The 22,360-nt window shown below is 57.5% G+C and carries 21 protein-coding genes; 15 read left to right on the top strand and 6 right to left on the bottom strand.

Going from position 1 to position 22,360, the window contains the following annotated elements:
• The first annotated feature begins 237 nt into the window (after positions 1–237).
• From pnuC to H7698_RS16655, 8 genes are all read left to right on the top strand, one after another.
• Positions 238–801: a nicotinamide riboside transporter PnuC gene (gene pnuC, locus H7698_RS16690; protein WP_162438180.1), complete on the top strand. Its 564-nt coding sequence runs from the start codon at positions 238–240 to the stop codon at positions 799–801.
• A complete protein-coding gene (locus H7698_RS16685; RefSeq protein ID WP_194692150.1) occupies positions 798–1,322 on the top strand; it encodes an AAA family ATPase in 525 nt (174 codons plus the stop codon). The genes pnuC and H7698_RS16685 overlap by 4 nt, the downstream gene beginning before the upstream one ends.
• Positions 1,323–1,653: 331 nt before the next feature.
• Entirely contained in the window at positions 1,654–2,091 is a 438-nt protein-coding gene (locus tag H7698_RS16680) for a hypothetical protein (RefSeq protein ID WP_194692149.1), read from the top strand.
• A gap of 1 nt (position 2,092) precedes the next feature.
• On the top strand, positions 2,093–2,665 hold the full coding sequence (locus H7698_RS16675; protein WP_194692148.1) for an adhesin: 573 nt from the start codon (positions 2,093–2,095) through the stop codon (positions 2,663–2,665).
• A gap of 55 nt (positions 2,666–2,720) precedes the next feature.
• Positions 2,721–4,085, top strand: a complete 1,365-nt coding sequence (locus H7698_RS16670; RefSeq protein ID WP_194692147.1) for a heme utilization protein — start codon at positions 2,721–2,723, stop codon at positions 4,083–4,085.
• A gap of 62 nt (positions 4,086–4,147) precedes the next feature.
• Positions 4,148–4,828 carry a C39 family peptidase gene (locus H7698_RS16665; RefSeq protein ID WP_194692146.1) on the top strand — a complete coding sequence of 227 codons (681 nt, stop codon included), beginning with the start codon at positions 4,148–4,150 and terminating at the stop codon, positions 4,826–4,828.
• A gap of 33 nt (positions 4,829–4,861) precedes the next feature.
• Positions 4,862–5,647, top strand: a complete 786-nt coding sequence (locus H7698_RS16660; RefSeq protein ID WP_162438174.1) for a hypothetical protein — start codon at positions 4,862–4,864, stop codon at positions 5,645–5,647.
• 46 nt (positions 5,648–5,693) lie between these two features.
• On the top strand, positions 5,694–6,977 hold the full coding sequence (locus H7698_RS16655; RefSeq protein ID WP_162438173.1) for a transporter: 1,284 nt from the start codon (positions 5,694–5,696) through the stop codon (positions 6,975–6,977).
• Positions 6,978–7,479: 502 nt separating this feature from the next.
• Here H7698_RS16655 and H7698_RS16650 read toward each other — a convergent pair.
• Complete coding sequence (locus H7698_RS16650; RefSeq protein WP_194692145.1) at positions 7,480–8,805, bottom strand: sigma-54 dependent transcriptional regulator; 1,326 nt, start codon at positions 8,803–8,805, stop codon at positions 7,480–7,482.
• A 342-nt stretch (positions 8,806–9,147) separates the two neighbouring features.
• Here H7698_RS16650 and H7698_RS16645 point away from each other — a divergent pair, with 342 nt between their 5' ends.
• From H7698_RS16645 to nhaB, 3 genes are all read left to right on the top strand, one after another.
• The gene (locus H7698_RS16645) at positions 9,148–9,414 is read left to right on the top strand and encodes a hypothetical protein (RefSeq protein ID WP_162438171.1); all 267 of its coding nucleotides are present in this window, start codon (positions 9,148–9,150) and stop codon (positions 9,412–9,414) included.
• A 287-nt stretch (positions 9,415–9,701) separates the two neighbouring features.
• Positions 9,702–10,991 (top strand): hypothetical protein, encoded by a 1,290-nt coding sequence (locus tag H7698_RS16640; protein WP_194692144.1) that lies wholly within the window; start codon positions 9,702–9,704, stop codon positions 10,989–10,991.
• 78 nt (positions 10,992–11,069) lie between these two features.
• Positions 11,070–12,572, top strand: coding sequence for a sodium/proton antiporter NhaB (gene nhaB / locus H7698_RS16635; RefSeq protein WP_162438169.1), 1,503 nt, complete (start codon positions 11,070–11,072; stop codon positions 12,570–12,572).
• Between the two features lie 42 nt (positions 12,573–12,614).
• Here nhaB and H7698_RS16630 read toward each other — a convergent pair whose 3' ends face one another.
• Genes H7698_RS16630 through gnd form a run of 3 tightly spaced genes read right to left on the bottom strand, consistent with a single transcriptional unit; the run spans position 12,615 to position 15,933 of the window.
• Complete coding sequence (locus H7698_RS16630) at positions 12,615–13,436, bottom strand: HAD family hydrolase (protein ID WP_162438168.1); 822 nt, start codon at positions 13,434–13,436, stop codon at positions 12,615–12,617.
• Positions 13,433–14,956, bottom strand: a complete 1,524-nt coding sequence (zwf, locus tag H7698_RS16625) for a glucose-6-phosphate dehydrogenase (protein ID WP_194692143.1) — start codon at positions 14,954–14,956, stop codon at positions 13,433–13,435. The genes H7698_RS16630 and zwf overlap by 4 nt, the downstream gene beginning before the upstream one ends.
• Positions 14,953–15,933 carry a phosphogluconate dehydrogenase (NAD(+)-dependent, decarboxylating) gene (gnd, locus tag H7698_RS16620; protein WP_194692142.1) on the bottom strand — a complete coding sequence of 327 codons (981 nt, stop codon included), beginning with the start codon at positions 15,931–15,933 and terminating at the stop codon, positions 14,953–14,955. The genes zwf and gnd overlap by 4 nt, the downstream gene beginning before the upstream one ends.
• 273 nt (positions 15,934–16,206) lie before the next feature.
• Here gnd and H7698_RS16615 point away from each other — a divergent pair, with 273 nt between their 5' ends.
• From H7698_RS16615 to H7698_RS16600, 4 genes are all read left to right on the top strand, one after another.
• Positions 16,207–16,398 (top strand): DUF6026 family protein, encoded by a 192-nt coding sequence (locus H7698_RS16615; protein WP_194692141.1) that lies wholly within the window; start codon positions 16,207–16,209, stop codon positions 16,396–16,398.
• Between the two features lie 219 nt (positions 16,399–16,617).
• A complete protein-coding gene (locus H7698_RS16610; RefSeq protein ID WP_194692140.1) occupies positions 16,618–18,351 on the top strand; it encodes a phosphoethanolamine transferase CptA in 1,734 nt (577 codons plus the stop codon).
• Between the two features lie 224 nt (positions 18,352–18,575).
• Positions 18,576–20,819: a TonB-dependent siderophore receptor gene (locus H7698_RS16605; RefSeq protein ID WP_194692139.1), complete on the top strand. Its 2,244-nt coding sequence runs from the start codon at positions 18,576–18,578 to the stop codon at positions 20,817–20,819.
• Between the two features lie 99 nt (positions 20,820–20,918).
• The gene (locus H7698_RS16600) at positions 20,919–21,116 is read left to right on the top strand and encodes a hypothetical protein (RefSeq protein WP_194692138.1); all 198 of its coding nucleotides are present in this window, start codon (positions 20,919–20,921) and stop codon (positions 21,114–21,116) included.
• Between the two features lie 61 nt (positions 21,117–21,177).
• Here the strand turns inward: H7698_RS16600 and H7698_RS16595 are convergent, their stop codons facing one another.
• Together H7698_RS16595 and H7698_RS16590 are read right to left on the bottom strand one after the other, a co-directional pair.
• Positions 21,178–21,669 carry a GNAT family N-acetyltransferase gene (locus H7698_RS16595; protein ID WP_194692137.1) on the bottom strand — a complete coding sequence of 164 codons (492 nt, stop codon included), beginning with the start codon at positions 21,667–21,669 and terminating at the stop codon, positions 21,178–21,180.
• A gap of 95 nt (positions 21,670–21,764) precedes the next feature.
• Positions 21,765–22,346, bottom strand: a complete 582-nt coding sequence (locus tag H7698_RS16590) for a DinB family protein (RefSeq protein WP_194692136.1) — start codon at positions 22,344–22,346, stop codon at positions 21,765–21,767.
• Positions 22,347–22,360 lie beyond the last annotated feature (14 nt).

The following is a 22,360-nucleotide window of genomic DNA, read 5'->3' as shown; positions in this document are numbered from 1 at the left end:
TGCGAAGCAACCCCAAAATCAGGCGACCTAGATAAATCAGGCATACCGCGTGCGCCGGTTTTGCGACGACTGCGTCGCCGAACGGGGATGAATCCCCTCGCCACAGGGGCCAGGTTTCGGCGCAGGGGACCAAAGTACATCCGAGAAAGTTAGCATTTACTTACGTGCAGGGCGGTTCTACTTGGCCGCACCTGCCGGTAGAATCCGCTCCCCTCGCCAACTCCCCAAGGAATCGCCATGTCCGGGCTAGAACTGTTTGCCGCCGCCCTCGGTGTCATCGCCGTTTGGTTGACGGTCAAACAGAATCCCTGGTGCTGGCCGATCGGCCTGGTGATGGTGTTGCTGTACAGCTGGGTATTTTTTGAAGTGAAGCTCTACTCCGACATGCTGCTGCAGATTATTTACGCGGCGCTGCAACTCTATGGCTGGTGGCAATGGACTCGCGGGGGTGAGGCGCGGCAGGGACGGCGGGTCAGCCAGCTTGAGGCTTCCACCATTGCCTTGAGTCTGGCGCTGGGCGCTGTTGGCAGCCTGGCATTGGGAGCCGCCATGGCGCACTGGACCGATGCGGCGCAACCCTGGCTGGATGCCGCATTGACTGGTTTCAGTCTGGTGGCCCAATGGTGGATGGCACAGAAACGCGTGCAATGCTGGCCACTGTGGCTCGTGCTGGACGTGATTTTCGTCGGGCTGTTCATCTACAAAGGCATGTACCTGACTGCCGGGCTCTACGGTCTTTTCGCTGTGATCGCCATTCAAGGCTGGCGCGAATGGCGCGCCGACCTGGCATTGCGAGCATGAAGGTTCTGGTCCTGACCGGACCTGAATCGAGCGGAAAAAGCTGGCTGTCTAGCGAGATCCAGGCGCGCTTTGGCGGGCTGTTGGTCGGTGAATACGTGCGGCATTTCATCGACCGTGAAGCCCGCGATACCTGCTACGACGACATCACACCCATCGCACAAGGCCAACTGACCTGGGAAGATGAGGCGCGCGCCAGGCGCCCTTCCCTGTTGATTCTGGACACCCATCTGTTGAGCAACATCCTTTGGAGCCGAACCTTGTTTGGCGATTGCCCGGCCTGGATCGAGCAAGCCTTGCTGGCCCGGCGCTACGACCTGCATTTGCTGTTAAGCCCTGAAACCGTCGACTGGCACGACGACGGACAGCGATGCCAACCACAGCTGGACGAACGCCGTGCGTTTTTCCAGGCGAGCCTCCAATGGCTTGAACTGCATCGCCAGCCTTGCCAAATACTTCAAGGTGACTGGCAACAGCGCAAGGATGCGGCGTTTGAGTCAGTAACCCGCCTGCTGGATATCTGAAAGGGGCTGTCTGCCCCTGTCAAAAGTGTCCATTCCTGAAACACTTCCTTCGGCGCAAACCCTCGCGCTAAAGCGTCTTGGGTACACCAAGGCGAAAGTGTTACGTGACTGATACACCTTCTCATCAGCGCCTGTAGCAAGCATTCCCGCCAACATGGACGGCGTTTTCGCGTGCCTCTGTCTCACCGATATTACAAATTATTTCTGCTAACCCCGAAGAAAAACCCCAACCCTCTGTTTTTAATAGAAAAACAAAAAGCGGCACACCTTCTGCTCTCTTCCCCGCAACGCTGATAAGGGCAGTGTTTCACTTACAGAAGGAATTGCCGCCGTGGGGATATTTGATAAACGCGCTTTTGGTCTGTTGTTGATCGGATGCGCAATCGGCTCAAGTGTCTGCCTGCCAGTGCAGGCGGATAACGGCATCATTACCATCAAGCGTGATGTCCAGACCCGTAATGCGGTCACCCCGCCTCTTATTCCCGATCCGAATCCAACAACCGTCAACGCCAACCCGTCGCAGCAGATCCTCAAACAAACTAACGAGTTGAGTGACGGCGACTTCGCCAACGTTGCCAGTGGCGCCAGCATTTCCCGCATGGTCACGCAGAACACCAATAACCTGGGCGCGAACATTTCCACGCAGAACCAGCTGTCGAACCAACCCGCCGGACGTTCGGGCAACTCGGGAGGTGGTATCGCCAACATGGTCAACTCAAGCATGGCGCAAGGCTTGGGTACGCTGAAAATCATAACGGGAGACCGTTAGGATGAATCGCACACTGCTCGTTCTCGCTATGTTTTGCAGTGCATCAACCTTTGCCCAATCTCCGGTGATCAACAAAGCCGACATCGACGACTCGGGTTCTCAATATCAAGGCAACCTCACCGTCAACCAGGCGGCCGGCGATCAGCAGCAACAAGCCAACGCCCGGGCCATCGCTATCGGTCACGGTGCTAGCGCCACCACCCAGATTCGCCAAGCCCTGGGCACCCCAAGCAGCCCCTTGATGGATGCGACGTCCAGCATCGGGGGCAACTCTTTCAGTAACGGCAACGGCGCGCTGGGCGTTAACCAGAGCGCCGGGGCCGGCACGCAACAAGCAAACGCATTGCGCATCAGCGTCAGTGCTCAGCCGCAAACGATCGACGACAGCGTCCTTCTTCAACAGAACGTAGCGTTGATCAACAACTCCGATCCAACTGTCTCTGCAACAGGCTATCGCCAGGTCTCTACGAGTGACCAGGCCTTCACCGGTAGTCGCGGGGTTATTCAGTTGAATCAGAGTGCCGGGGTGGGAAATCGAATGGGAAACACCCTGAGCATACGGGTCGCGGATTGACCCAAAAAAGGTAAAAAAACAACACTTAACCTTAATATAAGTACGGAGAATCACCATGAAACCTTCGATGGCACTAAAGCCTCTGGTTTTCGCAATTGCTGCGGTCATGGCTGTTGCTGTACACGCTGGGCAAAACGACAATAATGGCCATAACAATGGTCACAACAACGGCCATAACAATGGCCATCACCACGGTGGTGGCGGCGGCCCACAAACTCCACCACCACCAACAATGATCCCTGTGTATGCAACGGCCAATGCTTGGGATAACCAAAGCAGCACCGATAATCGCATCCGCAACGAAGGGACCATCAACAACGCTGAAATGAACAGCTCGGCGACAGGCACCAGCGGCAACGTCGGCGTCAACGTGGCGGCAGGTAATGGCAACCAACAAGACAACGCGGCGGCCATCGCCAACGCTGCGTCGGACTCCAGCCTCGATAACAGCTTCGTGTTCGGCACTGCCGCCGCAACATCGACTGTTACTCAAACCAGCAACAACAACGTCGTCAACAACTTCGGTAGCCAATCCTCAGCTGTGATGAGCGCATCGGGTAACGGCGGCAGCGGCAACATGGGTGTCAACATTGCCGGCGGCGACCTGAACCAACAGAAAAACACCATGGCCATTGCTAATGCCAATGCTCCACTGGGCAATGCAACCGCTACCGCCACTGCCGACCAGCAAGGTCCTGGCCTGACAGTGAACAACAATGCGGATCGGACTTACCGTCTGGATACCATCACCGTCACCAATTCGGCGAGTGGTAGTTCTTCTGCCGGCTATGCATCCAACGCCAGCGGCAGCAAAAGCTCGTCTTCGAGCTTCGACCTGGCCGGTTCCAAGGCTTTCGCAGCCAGCGGTTCCAGCAGCGCAAATGCCAGTGGCTCTCACAACAGTAACTCGAACGGCTCTTCAAGCGCTTCTCTGAGCGCTACCTTGAGCGCCACGCTGGACGCAGCTGCAGAAGCGGCCAGAAGCGCTACCTGGACTGAAGGCCGCCGCGAACGCAGCCGCAGCTCTGAATCCAGCGCATCGCTGAATGCATCGCTCGACGCAACGCTTGACGCTTCTGTCAACACGTCGCACTCGAACTCGAACAGTTCCTCGTTCGAAAAATCGTACGACAAGTCCTACGACAAAGCGGCTGCTTCTGCGTACGAAAAATCGGGCAGCAAAGCCGCCCAATCCGAGTACGAAAAAGCAAAAAGCTACAGCGAAAGCAGTTCATTTGATTTGAGCAATACTTACTCGTATCAAGTGCTGACTCCAACTGGCTGGGCTAACCCTGTGACCAACACCGCAACCCTGAGTGGTTCGGTTAACGGCGGCAGCGGCAACCTGGGCGTCAACGTAGCTGCTGGTGTGGGCAACCAACAAAGCAACTCGCTGGCCATCTCCAACCAGTCGTTCTAATTGTTGTCTGTGGAGGCCCCCTTCTGGGGGCCTTTTTCAACACAACCAGAAGGCGTCCTACCATGCGCATTATCGCCTTGGCATTTCTGCTTTGCGTAGCCGGCGTGATCGAGGCTGCACAAATGCCGCTTGCCGTTCTGCCTGGAGGCGCTGTGATCTACAAGCCAATCCAGAGTGTGCGCGAGCGCAAATTCGAGGATCTGGTGCAACAGAAAACCGACTTCAGTTGCGGCGCAGCTGCGCTAGCTACCATCTTGCGTCAAGCCTATTGGCTGGACGTCGATGAAGAACAGATCATTACAGGCATGCTGGCACAGTCCGATCAGAATCTTGTTCGGGTCCAGGGTTTTTCCATGCTTGATATGAAGCGTTACGTAGAAAGTATTGGCATGCGAGCCCGTGGCTACCGTGTAGCGCCGGAAACGCTGACCGACATCAAGATTCCGGTTGTGGTCCTCCTGGATATCCGCGGCTACAAACACTTTGTGGTCATGCAACGTGTCCACGATGGCTGGGTATACATCGGCGATCCGGTACTCGGTCACAAACGTTTCAAAGTCGATGACTTTGTCAAAGGCTGGAACGGCATCATCTTTGCCGTTATCGGTCAGGGCTATGACAAGTCCAATGCGCTACTGGATCCCCCCGTACCGCTCACTGCCAAAAACCGCATTAACACCTTCAGCCCGGTGCGAGACGCAGACCTGATGGATTTCGGGTTTATAAAAAGCGACTTCTTCTAATAACAAGGGAGCATGAAGCTCCGGGAGCATCCAATGAATACGTCAATCTGGCTGGCCGTCGTCTGCCTGGCTGCCAGCCTGCCAACCCAGGCACAAACGTTCAAACCGATTGAATTGAAGGATCAGGAACTGGCGAACCTGCGAGGCCGCTATGTCATGCCGGGACGGATTGTCAGTTTCGGCATCACCATGTCCAGTACTTGGGAAAATGCAAAAGGCGAAGTCATCGGGGCAATGTCCTCCATGCAAGTAAAAGCTTCGACCATCAAGCCACAATTTTATGTGTCGATGATCGACGAAAAAAGCACCAACTCAAACTCTTCGCAAGTTGCCAGCACTGCCAGTACGGGCAGTAGCGCAAGCACAACGCCGGGTACCGGTACCGTCACCGGCGGCGCTGGCCTGAATACCACCGAAGGTGTGACTCAAGTAGTGCGTGCAGCCGGCGACAACAATATTGCCTACAACAATGTCGATCTGAATGTCACCAAGGGGAACGAGGCGCCGACGGTGCAACCGCAGGGGCAAGTATTGGACTCGGGCACTACGTTAACCGGCAACAATGGCGCGGGCTCAATGAGCGTTTCCTCAACCGGTACCGGTGTGCAAATGAACATTGTGGCCAACAACAATCAGGGCAGTACCGTTCAACGCCTGGCTCAGGGCGGACTGTTGCAGAACACAACGTTGCTCGGCAGTAGTAATCAGGTACGTAACCTGACGTCCCTCAATGTAGTACTGCGTGACAACGTGGCTACAGGCAGGTCTTTGACCGGCAATCTGGACCAGCTCAAAGGTCTTCGCACTGCCGGATTCTGATCTACGCTCAGTCTCATCAGAAGTAGTCAGAAGGGACGGCTAACCCATGCACCGATCGTTGACGTTCAACGCAATTGTTTGTTTGAGTAGCCTGGCTCCAGCCTCACTGCTGTATGCAGCGCCGGACCCCCAGGTCGAAATCCTAAAACAAGAACTCATGGAGTTGAAACAGCGTTACGAAGCACAACAGAACGCGTTGATGGTACTTGAGCAACGGGTTCGCCAAGTCGAAGAAACACCTGCCAGCCCGGCGCCCAAACGTCTGACCAAATCCCCCGCCGATCCGGCCAGGGGGGGTGGTCAGTCGGTGGCGGCCGGCGCGCCGGGAACCACGGGCAGCTCATATGGCCAATCGCTCAAGGATGACTCGGAGCCAGCGCCCAGCGTTTCCAACCTGTATGACGAAGCCAGCGGCTTCTTTGGTGGCGGCAAGTTCAGCGTCGAGACCGGCCTGACCTACACCCACTACGATACCCGGGCACTAACGCTCAACGGCTTCCTGGCTCTGGACTCGATTTTCCTCGGCAATATCAACCTCGACCGCATCAAAGCGGATAACTGGACGCTGGACCTGACCGCCCGTTACAACGTGGCGCAACGTTGGCAGTTCGACATTAACGTCCCCGTGGTTTATCGCGAATCGACTTACTCCTCGGGAGGCGCAGGTGGCGCCGGACCGGTCACGTCGGACGCAACCGTCACCCGCGACCCCACCATTGGCGATGTCAACGTTGGCGTGGCTTACAAGTTCCTGGATGAGTCGGCCAGCCTGCCCGACGCGGTCGCGACGCTGCGCATCAAAGCGCCAACCGGCAAAGACCCTTACGGCATCAAGCTGATCAGTGATCCGACCAACGACAACCTCGCGGTACCTGAAGACTTGCCTACCGGTAACGGCGTCTGGGCGATCACTCCCGGTATCTCGCTGGTCAAGACCTTTGACCCGGCCGTGCTGTTCGGCAGCCTGGCGTACACCTACAACATGCAGGACTCTTTCAGCGACATCAGCCCGCAGGTCGGCTCCAAGGTCAAAGGCGATGTGAAACTGGGTGATTCCTGGCAAATCGGCGCCGGTATTGCATTCGCCTTGAACGAGAAGATGAGTATGTCGTTCTCGTTTACCGATCAGTTCGCCCGCAAGAGCAAGATCAAACCGGACGGTGGCGATTGGCAGTCAATCAGCAACAGCGATTACAACTCAGCCAACTTCAACATCGGCATGACTCTGGCCGCTACCGATAAACTGACGATCGTGCCCAACCTGGCGATTGGCCTGACCGAGGACTCTCCGGACTTTTCCTTCAGCCTGAAATTCCCTTACTACTTCTGATCTGCAGTGACAGAAAAGCCCCGTGCCATGGAGATGGCAACGGGGCTTTTTTTGGGTTTGGATCAAGAGGAAAGATCAAAAGATTGCGGCGGGCCCACGGAGCAGGACCGGAGCGAGGGTATGCCGAGCCCCGGCGAGGCACCGTACGAAAGGGGCAAGAGCGTTTGGTTACTTTGCGCCGGGCGGCGTTCCGTTTTTTACAAGTGACTCGCCGTAAGGGCGAAACCAATAGAAGCCGTTACCGCAGGAACGGACATGTACACCAGCAAGAATCTCACCGCCGATCAGGCCGCCATCGCGAGCAGGCTCACTCCTACAGTTCGATCCGGGTATATCTGGGAGATATGAGTCGGCTGTGAGGCCGTCATCGCGAGCAAGCTCGGCTCCCACAGGTGAATGCGTGTGCTTCGAAGACGTGGTGGCCCCTCCCACGGGAATCACATTTAAATGTGGACGCCCTGTAGCTGTCGAGTGAAACGAGGCTGCGATCTTTATGCTGTGATTAGCGAATCTGGTGCTTGTGCAATAAACGGTAGAACGTAGGCCTGGATATCCCCAGAACTTTGGCGGCGATGCTCAAATTATCGCTATGGCGATTGAGCACATCACACAACGCCTGGCGTTCGGCCCGGGTTTTGTAGTCTTCCAGCGTGCCCATGGGTACAACCTGGGCATGCTGGCTGATCAGCCCCAGGTCTCGCGCCTCGATCTGCCGGCCTTCGGCCAATACCAGGCCGCGGCGGACACGGTTGGCCAGCTCACGAACGTTGCCGGGCCAGTCGTGCTTGCCCATGGCGATCAATGCGTCGTCGCTGAAGCTGCGAGGACGACGGCCGGTTTCATGGCTGTAGAAGTGGGAGAAATGGTTGGCCAGCATCGACAGGTCGCCGTGGCGCTCACGCAGGGGCGCAGTGACGACTTGCAGCACGTTCAGGCGGTAATACAAATCTTCGCGAAAACGTTTCTTTTCGATCGCGGCTTCGAGGTCGACGTGAGTCGCCGCCAGTACCCGCACATCGACTGGAATCTGTTGGCTGCCGCCGACATGCTCGATATGTTTTTCCTGCAGGAAGCGCAACAGGTTGGCTTGCAGTTCAAGCGGCAGATCACCGATTTCATCAAGAAACAAAGTGCCACCGTTGGCCGCTTCGATACGCCCGATCTTGCGTTGATGGGCACCGGTGAACGCGCCCTTCTCATGGCCGAACAATTCTGACTGGATCAAATGTTCAGGAATCGCGCCGCAATTGATCGCGACAAAAGGTTTGCTATGCCGTTGGGATTGTCGGTGCAGCGTCCGGGCAACCAATTCCTTACCCGTCCCGCTCTCGCCGCGAATCAATACCGGGGATTCCGTAGGCGCCAACTTGCTCAATAACTTGCGAAGTTCCCGGATAGGTTTGCTGTCGCCCAACAACTCATGTTCAGGCTGATCAATGTGCACCGTTCCCTGTCCACGAAGCCGCGCCATACCGAATGCGCGTCCCAGGGTCACCTGGACCCGTGACACATCAAACGGCAACGTATGAAAGTCGAAAAACCACTCACAGACGAAGTCCCCTACATTCTGTAAACGCAGGACCTCTTGATTGAGCACGGCGATCCACTCGGCACCACTGCGACTGATCAACTCTTTAACAGCCTCGGGATGATCGAGGTGAAAAGGTTGCAAACGCAGCAGTCCGACATCACAGGTTTTGTCGCCGGCATTCTCCAGCGTGCAGCTGTCGACATCCCAGCCCAGAGATCGCAAACCCGGCAATAGGCGATGGCAATCGTCGCAGGGATCTACTACTAACAAACGTCGTGAGGCAGGCGTTTCGATCATGACTGTTCCTTGACGCCAAATTTGTTGAATTATTAGAAAAAACAGTCATTTGGCGGACCTGGCTGTAACATTAGCAATAATTTGACGGGGCCTTGTACCGTTTGACTATAGGGTTCTCGCTTATTCAGTTATAAGTAACGACTCTGTTAGTTACCTAACGAGTTCAACCTTTCATTAAGCTTTCAATAACGGTCGACTATCGGACTTTTTAAAAGAAAATCGAAATTTCTGCGTGTTGTGTGTGACCCATACCCCGGTTGAGGACATCAGTACAAGTAACCAGCCGCACGGGACGCCCAACCGTCGGCCTATCACTTGATTGGGCATAAGAGAGAGAATCCCATGACCGCCCCGCTCCGTATCAACGAAGCTCTTTTGATTGCCGACCGCGCATTCCAGCCTTTTCAATGCGTCGCCTGGGCCCTGCAAGACGGTAACGGCGAACTCAGCCTGACCGTCATCGACCGCACCAATTCCAGTATAGGTCGCAAGCAGATTCCCAGCAGCGCCTACACCGACCCGGCGCAACTTGAACGCGTGCTCAAACAAGCGCGTGAAGAGTTGAGCCAGGAAGGTTACACGCTGCAGTCCTGGTCGATGCCGCACTAAACATTACAAAAAGGCGGATTGCTTTACAGCAATCCGCTTTTTTTGCGTAATTAGTTAGTACGCTCAAACGCTTACCTGCACTTCGCCGCACTTCTTTACTTGTGCTTTAACACTTCAACTACTTGGCACGCTTGCCACTGGTTCGAAAAGACACTGTTCTGGCACACAGCGACCCTCCACCTGTTAGTTCTGTCAGTTGTGCGCCGGATCATTCAGGCGTTGAATGTTTTCCTTACAAAGTCGCCGCCCAACTACTGGACCCTGACGACTCGCAAGGAGACGCGTGCATGTCAAGCCAGACCGCTTTTGCCTACCCACCCCCCATCAGCGACGCCGGAAGTCTCGATACATCCTTTGGCGGGGCAGGCAAAACACAGGTGTACTTTGCCGGTAGCCTCTCAAGCATGGCCAACGGCGTCGCGATTGATGCATGCGGCAGAATATTGGTCGCCGCGAAAGTCACGATGTCCAGCGGTAGCCGTTTTGGTCTGGCGCGCTTGCTTGAGGACGGGTCTGCCGACCTGACGTTTGGCAAACAGGGCAGCGTCATTGGTCAGTTCGAGTACGGATTCGAGGCCATGGCCGGCAAAGTCCTGGTCTTGCCCAATGGGCATGTTTTGCTGGCCGGCCTTCACTACCTTAACGCCAACCGAACCCTCCCTGCCCTCGCCCTCTTTGATCAGCACGGCACGCCAGTTCAGGCGTTTGGTGACAATGGACGCTGCATTGTGCAACTGCCGGGCAATCTTTCCGTGGGGTTGCGCGACGCCTGGCTGCCGCCGGGAGTGCCGGGCGCTGAAGCCTGTGACGTGCAGGTGCAGGAGGACGGTCGGATCCTGGTGGTTGCCAATCATCATTTCGAACTGGCCGATCACGCCGGCATGCTGATCCGCCTAAACACCGACGGCTCGCTGGACGCCACGTTCAACGGTCGCGGTTTTGTGGTGGTCAGGCACCTGCTGATGAATACCTGGCTCAGCAGCCTGCTACTGCAACAGGACGGACGGATTCTGGTGGGTGGCGCGATCAACTTTCCCGAAGAAGGACTGGTTGCCCGTTATCTTCCTGACGGGCGACTCGACGAGTCTTTTGCCGTCGAGGGGTTCATGAGTTTCAATTCGGAGGGACGCAGCACGCAAGTCAGTCATATCGTCCAACAGGCAACTGGCGATCTGTATTGCGTGGGTAGCCGGCGCGATCCCATGCGCTGTCTGTCGATGAAACTACAAGGCAATGGCCACCCGGTCAGCCATTGCAATGGCGGCCACCCTCGATTGCTGGACATAGGCCACAGCGGTTGCCAATGGATTGCCGCTCACGCCGTTCCCGATGGTCGCGTGTTGACCGTCGGAGCGACAATCGGCGGGGTCGAGGCGGATTTTATTCTGGCTCGGCATCTGCCAGACGGCCAACTGGATGACAGCTTCGGCGACGGCATGGGCTGGGTCCGTACCCGCTTCGGCCGTAGCCTCGACACCGCCACTTCACTGGCCGCGCAGCCTGATGGCTCGATTGTCGTAGGGGGGTATTCCCTGGACGGAAACTACCGGGCCATCGTGGCGCGCTACTTGAACTAGCGAGATAGACTTTTCCTACCCTTGATATTCCGTTCTTCTTACGGCAAGTTGCGCGCTTCTTAAAACAAGGAGCAGCCGATGTCCGGTTCAATGGCCCAGGCGTTCGCGCACAATTTTCTTGGGCACTCGCCCCGCTGGTACAAGGCGAGCATTGTCGGCTTTCTGGTGCTTAACGCACTGGTGTTGTGGACGGTGGGCCCGGTTGCCGCAGGTTGGCTGCTGGTGCTGGAGTTCATTTTCACCTTGGCGATGGCGCTCAAGTGCTATCCGCTGATGCCCGGCGGCCTGCTGCTCATCGAAGCGCTGCTGCTGAAGATGACCACGCCCCAGGCGCTGTATGACGAACTGGTGCACAACTTTCCGGTGATCCTGCTGCTGATGTTCATGGTGGCCGGCATCTACTTCATGAAAGACCTGCTGCTGTTTCTGTTCTCACGGTTGTTACTGGGCGTTCGCTCCAAGCCCGCGCTGGCGCTGATGTTCTGTTTTCTGTCGGCATTCCTGTCGGCATTTCTGGATGCCCTGACCGTGACGGCGGTGATCATCAGTGCCGCCGTCGGTTTTTACTCGGTGTATCACCGTGTGGCCTCAGGCAATGATCCTCGCCAGGACAGCGAATACAGTGACGACCGTCACCTGCCGAAACTGCATCACGAAGACCTCGAACAATTCCGCGCGTTTTTGCGCAGCCTGCTGATGCACGGCGCGGTGGGCACTGCGCTGGGTGGCGTGTGCACGCTGGTCGGTGAGCCGCAGAACCTGCTGATCGGCCACGAAATGGGTTGGCACTTTGCCGAGTTCTTTCTGAAGGTTGCCCCGGTTTCATTGCCGGTGCTGGCGGCAGGCCTCGTGACCTGTGTGCTGCTGGAGAAACTGCGCTGGTTCGGCTACGGCACGCTCTTGCCGGACAACGTGCGGGCGGTGCTGGCCGATTACGCCGCACAGGACAATGCCGAACGCACCTCACGCCAGCGTGCAGCGCTGATCGTTCAGGGATTGGCAGCGCTGATTCTGATCGCCGGCCTGGCGTTTCACATTGCCGAAGTCGGCCTGATCGGCTTGGCGGTGATCGTGCTGATCACGGCCTTCACCGGCATCACCGACGAGCACCGCATCGGCAATGCCTTCAAGGACGCCATGCCCTTCACGGCGCTGCTGGTGGTGTTCTTCGCCGTAGTAGCGGTGATACATGACCAGCAATTGTTCACGCCGCTGATCCAGTGGGTGCTGGCGCTGCCGGCCGACCAGCAACCGGGCATGCTGTTTATCGCCAACGGCTTGCTGTCGGCCATCAGCGATAACGTATTCGTCGCGACGATCTACATCACCGAAGTGAAGCAGGCGTTCATTTCCGGTCACATGACCCGCGAGCATTTCGAGACATTGGCCATTGCGATCAACACCGGCACCAACCTGCCAAGCGTGGCGACGCCCAATGGTCAGGCGGCGTTTCTGTTTTTGCTGACGTCAGCGATTGCACCGCTGATTCGCCTGTCGTATGGGCGGATGGTGTGGATGGCGCTGCCGTACACGGTGGTGATGGGTACGCTGGGCTGGTATGCGGTGAGTTACTGGTTGTAAACACCGCTCACAGGGGAACTCCGGGCTTCATGGGTTCAAGGGTCAACGAAGGAGAATGTAGCGCTCGATCGCCTGGGCCGCACCGTCTTCGGTGTTGCTCCCGGTGATGACATCAGCCTGGCGCTGCACCGTTTCTTGCGCCTGGCCCATGGCGATCGACAAGCCCGCGCGCTGGAACATTGCAGGATCATTGCCGCCATCGCCCATCGCCGCTGTCTGTTCAAGCGGCACGCCCAAATGCCTGGCCAATGTCACCAATGCTGCGCCCTTGTTGGCTTGCATGGCGGTCACGTCCAGATAAATCGGTTGCGAACGCGAGACCTGCGCCTGGCCTTCGACCTTGGGCAACAACAGCGCTTCCAGTTCGATCAGCAGATCCGTGTTGTTGCTGGTGGCGACGATCTTGTCGATGTGTTCCAGATAAGGTTCAAAACTGTCGACCACCACGGGCGGATAGCCCAATCCGCTTTGCTCGTGAGGAACCATCGGTCCGTTCGGGTCCTTCAACAACCAGTCACCGCCACTGAACACCCAGATTTCGATGTCCGGCCGATCGGCAAACAGCGCCAACGCCGTCAAGGCGGCCGTCGCCGGCAAATGGTAGGCGGCCAGAATACTGCCGTCCGGATTGACCAGGGTGCCGCCATTGAACGCCGCTGTCGGCAGATCGACGCCCAGGGCTTCGATCTGCTGCAACATGGCCTTGGGCGGGCGCCCGGTGGCGAGACTGAAATAGATGCCGGCCTCGCGCAACGAACGGACGGCATCAATGGTGCGCTGACTCAAGCTGTGATCGGGCAACAGCAACGTGCCGTCCATGTCACACAGCAGGAACCGGATGGGAGATTGCGTTGCGTCACTCATCCCAGGCTGTGCCAGACGCGACCGTCGCGGACCAGCAAGTCTTCGGCTGCCGGCGGACCGTCTTCACCTGCAGGGTAGCTCTGCACGCTGGCATCCTGTTGCCAGGCATCCAGGAACGGTTGCACGGCGCGCCAGCCGTTTTCGATGTTGTCCGCACGCTGGAACAAGGTCTGATCGCCGGTCAGGCAATCGTAGATCAGCGTTTCGTAGCCGGTCGACGGCTGCATCTCGAAGAAGTCCTTGTAGGCAAAACCCAGCTCGATGTTGGCCATGTTGAGCGCCTGACCGGGACGCTTGGCCAACAGGTCGAACCACATGCCTTCATTGGGCTGGATCTGGATGCGCAGGTAGGTCGGCTGAAGCTCGTCGACTTCGGTATCGCGAAACTGCGCATAAGGCGCAGGCTTGAAGCAAATGACGATCTCGGTGTCGCGTACGCTCATGCGCTTGCCGGTTCGCAGGTAGAACGGCACACCCACCCAACGCCAGTTGTCGATCATGACCTTGAGTGCCACGTACGTTTCGGTGGTGCTGTCAGGCGCAACATTGCCTTCCTGGCGATAACCGGGCAACGGCTTGCCGTCGACCTCGCCCGCGCTGTACTGGCCACGCACCGAGTTGGCGCGGGCGTCTTCCATCGACCAGGGGCGAATGGCGCCGACGACCTTGGCTTTCTCGCCACGGACCGCATCGGCTCCGAACGCCGCCGGCGGCTCCATGGCCACCATCGCCAACAACTGGAACAGGTGATTGGGCACCATGTCACGCAGGGCGCCGGTGTGTTCATAAAAACTGCCACGGGTCTCCACGCCAACGGTCTCGGCGGCGGTGATTTGTACGTGGTCGATGTAGTGATTGTTCCAGAACGCTTCGAACAGGCTGTTGGAGAACCGGCTGATCAGAATGTTCTGGACGGTTTCCTTGCCCAGGTAGTGATCGATCCGATAGATCTGGTTTTCCGACATTACTTTGAGCAGGCAGGTGTTCAACGCTTGCGCGGTGTGCAGGTCGGAGCCGAAAGGCTTTTCGATCACCACACGCCGGAAGGCGTCGGGGGTTTCTTCCAGCAGTTTCGCCGCGCCGAGCCTGCGCACCACTTCGCTGAAAAAACGTGGCGCGGTGGCCAGGTAGAACACCGCGTTGCCGGTGCCGCTGTCGGCAATTTTCGCCGCCAGGGCTTGATAGGTGCTGTCGTCCAGGAAGTCGCCCTGAACGTAGCTGATGCCTTTGGCCAGCTTGGCCCACAGCGCCGGATCAAGGGCGTCATCGCCCTTGCCGACTTTGGTGGCCGCTTCGGTTCGAATGAAATCTTCGAGCTTCTGCGCAAAGGCCTCGTCACTGATGGCGTTGTGGTCAACGCCGATGATCCGCAATCCATCCCCCAGCAGGCCATCGCGACTCAGGTTGTACAGCGCCGGCATCAGCAGACGCTTGACCAGATCGCCATGGGCACCGAACAGGAACAGCGTGGTCGGTGGTGCTGGTTCAGCCTTGGATTTCTTGCGGATCGTGTGGGTCATTTTTTCGAAGTCTCTACGTGGCCGCCAAAACCGAAGCGCTGAGCCGACAGGATCTTGTCGCCAAAAGTGCCTTGACCGCGGGAACGGTAGCGCGAGAACAGCGAGTTCGACAGCACCGGCACGGGCACCGATTGCTCCATGGCCGCTTCGATGGTCCAGCGACCTTCACCGCTGTCGGCAACCGAACCGGAATAGCCGTCTAGCTTCGGATCGCTGGCCAGCGCATCGGCAGTCAGGTCGAGCAACCAGGACGACACCACGCTGCCACGACGCCAGACTTCAGCAATATCGGCGACGTTCAGGTCGAAACGCTGGTCTTCCGGCAGGTTTTCGCTGCCTTTGGTCTTGAGAATGTCGAAGCCTTCGGCGAAGGCCTGCATCATTCCGTACTCGATGCCGTTGTGGATCATCTTCACGAAATGCCCGGAACCTGCAGGGCCGGCATGGATGTAACCGCGCTCGGCACGGTCGTCATCGGACTTGCGGTCCTTGGTACGCGGGATGTCGCCCAGGCCAGGTGCGAGGCTTTCAAACAGCGGATCAAGGCGTTTAACCACCTCGGCTTCACCGCCGATCATCATGCAGTAACCGCGTTCCAGGCCCCAGACGCCGCCGGAGGTACCGACGTCGATGTAGTGCAGACCTTTCTCCGACAAGGTTTTCGCCCGGCGGATATCGTCCTTATAGAAGGTGTTGCCGCCATCAATGATGGTGTCGCCGGCTTCGAGCAAGTTGCTCAGGGTCTCGATGGTATCTTCGGTCGGCGCGCCGGCCGGCAGCATGATCCAGACCGCTCGCGGCTTGGCCAGACCCGCCACCAGTGCTGGCAGGTCGATGACGCCCTTGGAGCCCTCGGCCGCCAGGTTGTCGACAAAGGCGGTATTGCGGTCGTAAACAACGGTGGTATGCCCATTGAGCATCAGGCGCCGCGCAATATTACCGCCCATGCGGCCCAGTCCAATAATCCCGAGTTGCATGTGCTGATGCTCCTTACTGCAAATAATGTGTGTCAAAGGTTATAGCCCAACGCGACCAATGAAGCTTAGTCCAGAGCGATGGCATGAAGTTTCCGGGCATTGTGCCCGATCCAGAGTGATAACGTCGGGAAACGTCGAGAAGACACACCGACCGTAAAAAATAAAAAAGTTCCCTTCCCGCGCAAAAGAAATCAAAATTGCTGCCGATAGTGTTTTGCGCCGTTCGTGAAACGGCCAAATCACAGTTGATGCATGCCATTCGCGAGGTGAGCAATGGACACAGTAATGACCGCACGTCCTCCCCAAACACTTTACGTGACGATTCGTCGCGACGAACTGCGCCAGCTGCGTGAAGAACGCGAGCTGCTCATGCGCGAAGTCGCTCACCTGCAAGAACGCTTGCAGCAGGCGCTACCGACAGAATATCGCCTGCCAACGACTACCAAGAAAGCGTTACAGAATTAACCGGGAACCAGGCTTCAGGCATCCGAACTGGATGCCAAGCCAGCGTGTGCGGTCCACGAACACCGCCACTGGTGTCCCTGATCGAGCTAACTCACAAACTTTTCACACCCTTTTAGCGATACTTCAGTTTATTGTGGCCGCCCGCTGAGTTCTGTGTGGCCGTCATTCGCTGACGCCACTGTGTGCCAGCGACCCCGAACTAATAGGCTGGAGCGCTGAATGGCGACGTTTGAACGCAGCAACCCGACTGCGAAAGGTTTTGATTGGGCCGGATTTCTCTGGCTGTTTGTTTTCTTCTGGTACTTCTCCGGTATTACGCAACTACTGATCCAACTAACGGGCACTTCCGGTTTCACCGGTTTCCGTCAGGCCTTTGTGATGAGTGCGATCTGGCTTGCGCCGATGTTGCTGTTCCCCCGTCAAACCCGGGTAGTGGCGGCAGTAATCGGTGTGGTGCTGTGGGCTTGCTCCATGGCGAGCCTGGGTTACTTCTTCATCTACCAGCAGGAATTTTCCCAAAGCGTCATCTTCATCATGTTCGAGTCGAACATTTCTGAAGCTGGCGAGTACATGACCCAGTATTTCGCCTGGTGGATGGTCGCGGCGTTCCTTGCCCACACGTTGTTCGCGTACTTCCTCTGGACCCGTCTGCGCCCGGTATACATGCCCCGTGGCCGCGCGTGGATCGCCGCAACCGTCATCGTTGTCGCCGTGATCGGGTATCCGCTGGTCAAGCAGACGATGCGTACCGGCAGCCTGGCCGAAGGCTTCGAAAAATTCGAAACCCGCATTGAGCCTGCAGTGCCGTGGCAAATGGCGGTGGCGTATCACCGCTACCTCGACACCCTGGCGGGCATGCAGGACATGTTGCACAGTGCCAGCAAAATCCCGCCGCTGAAAAACCTCACCGACGCGTCGGCCAACCAGCCCTCGACGCTGGTGCTGGTCATCGGCGAGTCCACCAACCGCCAGCGCATGAGCCTGTACGGCTACCCGCGGGAAACCACCCCGGAACTGGACAAACTCAAGGATCAGCTCGCGGTTTTCGATAACGTCATTACCCCGCGCCCGTACACCATCGAGGCGCTGCAACAGGTACTGACCTTCGCCGACGAAGAAAATCCGGCGCTTTACCTGTCGACGCCATCGCTGGTCAGCATGATGAAACAGGCGGGTTACAAGACCTTCTGGATCACCAACCAGCAGACCATGACCAAGCGCAACACCATGTTGACGACCTTCTCCGAGCAGGCCGACGAACAGGTGTACCTGAACAACAACCGTAACCAGAATGCTGCGCAGTACGATGGCGATGTGATCGCACCGTTCAACAAGGCACTGACCGATACTGCGCCGCGCAAGCTGATCGTCGTGCATCTGCTCGGCACGCACATGAGCTACCAGTACCGTTATCCGTCGACCTTCGACAAGTTCAAGGACCGCCAGGGCGTCCCGGCCGGTGTCCGCGATGATCAGGTACCGACGTACAACAGCTACGACAACGCGGTGCTGTACAACGATTTCGTGGTGTCGAGCCTGATCAAGGATTACGCCAAAACCGATCCGAACGGCTTCTTGCTTTATCTTTCGGACCACGGTGAAGACGTATTCGACTCCGCTGGCCACAACACCTTGGGTCGTAACGAAAGCAAACCGACGGCGCCGATGTACACCATCCCGTTCATGGCCTGGGCCTCGCCAAAATGGCGCGAAACCCACGACTGGAACTTTGCCCAGGATTTGAGCCGTCCATATAGCAGCTCACACCTGATCCACACCTGGGCGGACATGGCTGGTTTGAATTTCGATGAACTGGATCGCACCAAGAGTCTGGTCAGCGACAGCTTCAAGGCTCGTCCGTTGATGATCGGTAACCCTTACGAGCGTCAACAGCGTGCCTTGATCGACTTCAGCCTGATGAAGCCCAAAGTGGCGGAAGTCGTGCAGAAATAACCCAGCAATACCTGTGAAAAACACCTGTGGGAGCAGCGCTTGCTCGCGATTGCATAGGGTCAGCCGACAACGTTGCTGAATGTGCCGCCCCTATCGCGAGCAAGCTTTGATCCTACAGCGACCTCTTAAAATGATATTTATTCTCGTTTAAGACTAAATCTCACCGCCCTCCTTCGTCTTTGAGCAAACGGAAATTTTCCCTCAACGACAAGGAGTCGGCTGCGATGTTCGCGCCCATCACCCGTTCCATGACTTTTACCCTCGGCCTGTGCAGCCTTGCACTGAGCCCGGAGCTGCTGGCTGAAACCGATCCGGAAAAGGAACCCGTCACCGGCACCCTCGAATTGACCTCCACCAGCATCACCGCGCAGGGGCTGGGCAACACCACCGAAAACACCCATTCCTACACCACCGGTGCCATGAGCAGTGCCACCCGCTTGAACCTGTCGATCAAGGAAACACCGCAATCGGTATCCGTGGTGACGCGTCAGCAGATGGACGATTTCAAACTCGGCACGCTGTCGGAAGCCATGAGCCAGACCACCGGCATCGTGGTTCAGCACAACGACTCCGACCGGGTCAACTACTCCTCCCGCGGCTACTCGATCACCAATTTCCAGGTCGACGGGATGTTGAATACCTTCAGTTACATGAAGTCCGATTCCGACACCATCATCTATGACCGCATCGAAGTGGTCCGCGGCGCGACCGGCCTGACCACCGGCGCGGGCGACCCGTCTGCAACCATCAACATGGTGCGCAAACGGCCGACGGCACAATGGGCAGCCAAGACCGGCGTCAGCGCCGGCAGCTATGACGATTACTACAGTTACGTGGATGTCGGCGGTCCGCTGGCGTTCGATGGTCGCCTGCGTGGGCGCAGCGTGCTGGCCTACCGCGACAGTGATTCGTTCCGCGACAAGTACCAGCAGCAACGGGAAGTCGGGTACGGGATTCTCGAAGCGGACCTGACCGACGACACGGTGCTCGCCGTGGGGTATGACTATCAGAACAAGCACGTCCAGGGCACGTCCTGGGGCACGGTGCCCTACTGGAACGCCGATGGCAGCAAGGCCAACCTCGGACGGTCGACCAACATGGCGACGTCCTGGAGTTCGTGGCCGATCAAGGACAAGACGGCGTTCGCCAACCTGGACCATCAACTGGGTGCCGGCTGGCACCTCAAAGCCGCGTATACCCACCGCGAAAGCGACACCGACGGCAAGATCTACTACGCCGGTGGCGGTTTTCCCGAGCCTGATCGCAGCGGCATGATCGCCAACGTCAGCCACATGATCGGCACGCAGAAAATGAAAGCCTATGACTTCAACGTCGCCGGGCCCTATTCATTGTTGGGGCGTGAACATGAGCTGATGATTGGCTATGGCGAGGCAGAGCGTAGTGAAAAAAACCCCTACACCGTTGACGGGCCCCGCGCTGACGATTACGAAAACGTGCCCGACTGGAAGTACATGGGCAACATCGGGAAATTTCCCGATACCGTCACGGGCGTGACGGGCTCGACAGACAGTACGCGCCAGAAAGCGGGCTACCTGGCCACTCGCCTGAGCCTGACGGACGATTTGCACGCGGTGCTCGGCAGCCGTTATGGCAGCTGGAAATCCTCGAAAACAGCCAACAGTTATGACGACGACAGTCTGCAACTGACCGGATCGGAAAAAACCAGCCAGCAACACAATGACATGTGGACGCCCTACGCGGGCCTCCTCTACGACCTGACCCCGGAGTACACCGCCTACGTCAGTTACACGGATATTTTCAAGCCGCAGTCCAATCGAGACGCCAACCGCAAATACCTGGAACCGGTGGTCGGCAGTAACTATGAGCTGGGGCTCAAGGGCAGTTTACTCCAGGAGCAATTGAACCTCGCCACGGCGCTGTTCTGGAGCGATCAGGACAACGTCGCCGAGCTGGACGACTCGGTGCCACCGGACCCGGTGACCGGTGAGGAGTTCTTCAAGGCCAGCGGCAAAGGCACCAAAGTCCGTGGCTTCGAAGCCGAACTGTCGGGCGAAGTCATGACGGGCTGGAACATGACAGCCGGGTACACCTACACCCACTCGGTCAATGGCGAGAAAAACCGAACCAACACCACCGCGCCGCTGAACATGTTCCGGCTCTCCACGGCTTATCACTTGCCGGGCGACTGGCAGGCACTGACCGTAGGCGGTGCGGTGAATTGGCAGAGCGACATCTACCGCGCCGCGAGCCGCCCAGTCGGACGTAACGCTGCGGGCAACATCATCACCGAGCGCACCAATATCCGTCAGGACGCCTACACCCTGGTCAACCTGATGTCGCGCTACGAGTTCGACAAGCACCTGTCGGCCTCGTTGAACGTCAACAATCTGTTCGACAAGAAGTACTACGAGAACGTCGGGTTCTATAACGGCAACTATTGGGGCGACCCGCGCACAGTCACCTTGAGTCTGGACTGGACGTTGTAACGGGTGGTAATTCCCAAATAACGGATTCGGCGGATAATGCCCTTTCAACATTGCTTCATGGATGAAAGGGCACCCGAAATCTGTAGTGGGAGGCACACCATGAAATGTACAACCCTGATCGTTGCAAGTTTGATGATGTTGGGCTCGACGGTCGCATTGGCTGAGGGTGGCGCAGAACGCATGCGCTATTACTACGAAAGCCTGCGGCTGAGCCAGGAGGCGAATCAGGATCAGCGAACCACGCAAGTGGTGCCTGATGATCAAACGGCTCAAGTCACGGAACACTACAAGCCCTGACAGGCGAGACCTGAAACTGTGGCGAGGGAGCAACTCCCCCGCCACACCAGGTTCTGAAGTCTTACAACGGCTTGGTCCAGAACAGCATCCGACCATGAGCAGGGTCGAACATACCTGCAGCAAAACCGAACTTGCCATAGGACGCCTGGGCAATATCGTTACCTTCCAGCACCTCCAGCGTGATCTTGCAGCAGCCACGCTGGCGTGCGATCTCCTCGACCTTTTGCAGCATCTTCTGACTCAGCCCCAACCCGCGAAACTTCTTCACCACGGCGACATCGTGCACGTTGACCAGCGGCCGACAGGCGAACGTCGAAAAACCTTCAAAACAGTTGACCAGTCCGGCCGGCTCGCCACCGACGAAGGCCAGCACGCTGAATGCGTGGGGGCGTTTGGCCAGTTCAGCGGGAACTTGCGCCAGCACATCGGCGGGCAACGAGTGGCCTCCTCCCATCGGGTCCTCGGCATAGTGATTCAGCACCAGGCGGATCGCCTCGGCATGCACCGGATTGTTATAGCTGGCCTGAAGCACAAGAATTTCTGCGGATTCCATTTCCACCCTCGATGACACGTTAAACAACTTAAACAACGGAAACTGACCCTATCAAGGGCGGCGGCGGTGCTGCAACCGGAGAGTGGCCTTTCACTTCAATGGCCCCAGATCAAAGCCTCGGTCCATCCCAGTTCGGCGAAATCATCAGCCCGCAAATGCGCCTCGCCCACGCAGAAAAATTCGTCCAGTTGCGGCGGCTCAACCGAGGTGCCACTGAGCATTCCATGCACCTGCCCACGATGATGAATCTGATGTTCAAACAGGTGCGACAACAGGCGTAACCGGCTTTCATGTTGAGGCGTTTCACGCGCGATAGTCACAATCTTGCCCAACTCGGCGTCGCGCATTTGCTCGCAGTAAGCGATCAGCCGCCGGTCCACCAGCTCTTGCTCGCGTATAAGGCTTTCGGCTGTCGTACAGGGCTCGTCCTCCTTGAAAAACACATGACAATCGAGGTGCGGATCATCGCCGCGCAACTCCCGCTCCAGTGCGTCAACGTAAAACCAGTCGCAGGTCAGGATGTGGTTGAGGGTCGCCCTGAGGCTGGGGAAACAACCGACCCGCGGCGCGCTCAGCTCGGCAGGATTCAGCTGCCCCCATGCCTTGGCCAGTCGATGGTTCGCCCAGGCGTTCTGATAAGCCATGGTCAGCAAATGGTGGGACAGTGGTTGAGTCATGCTCACGCCTCCCG

Origin of the sequence: Pseudomonas sp. p50(2008) (assembly GCF_015351605.1) — a bacterium.
Classification (GTDB): Bacteria; Pseudomonadota; Gammaproteobacteria; order Pseudomonadales; family Pseudomonadaceae; genus Aquipseudomonas.
Note: the sequence above shows the minus strand (reverse complement) of the source record. Positions and strands in the feature narration are given on the sequence as shown.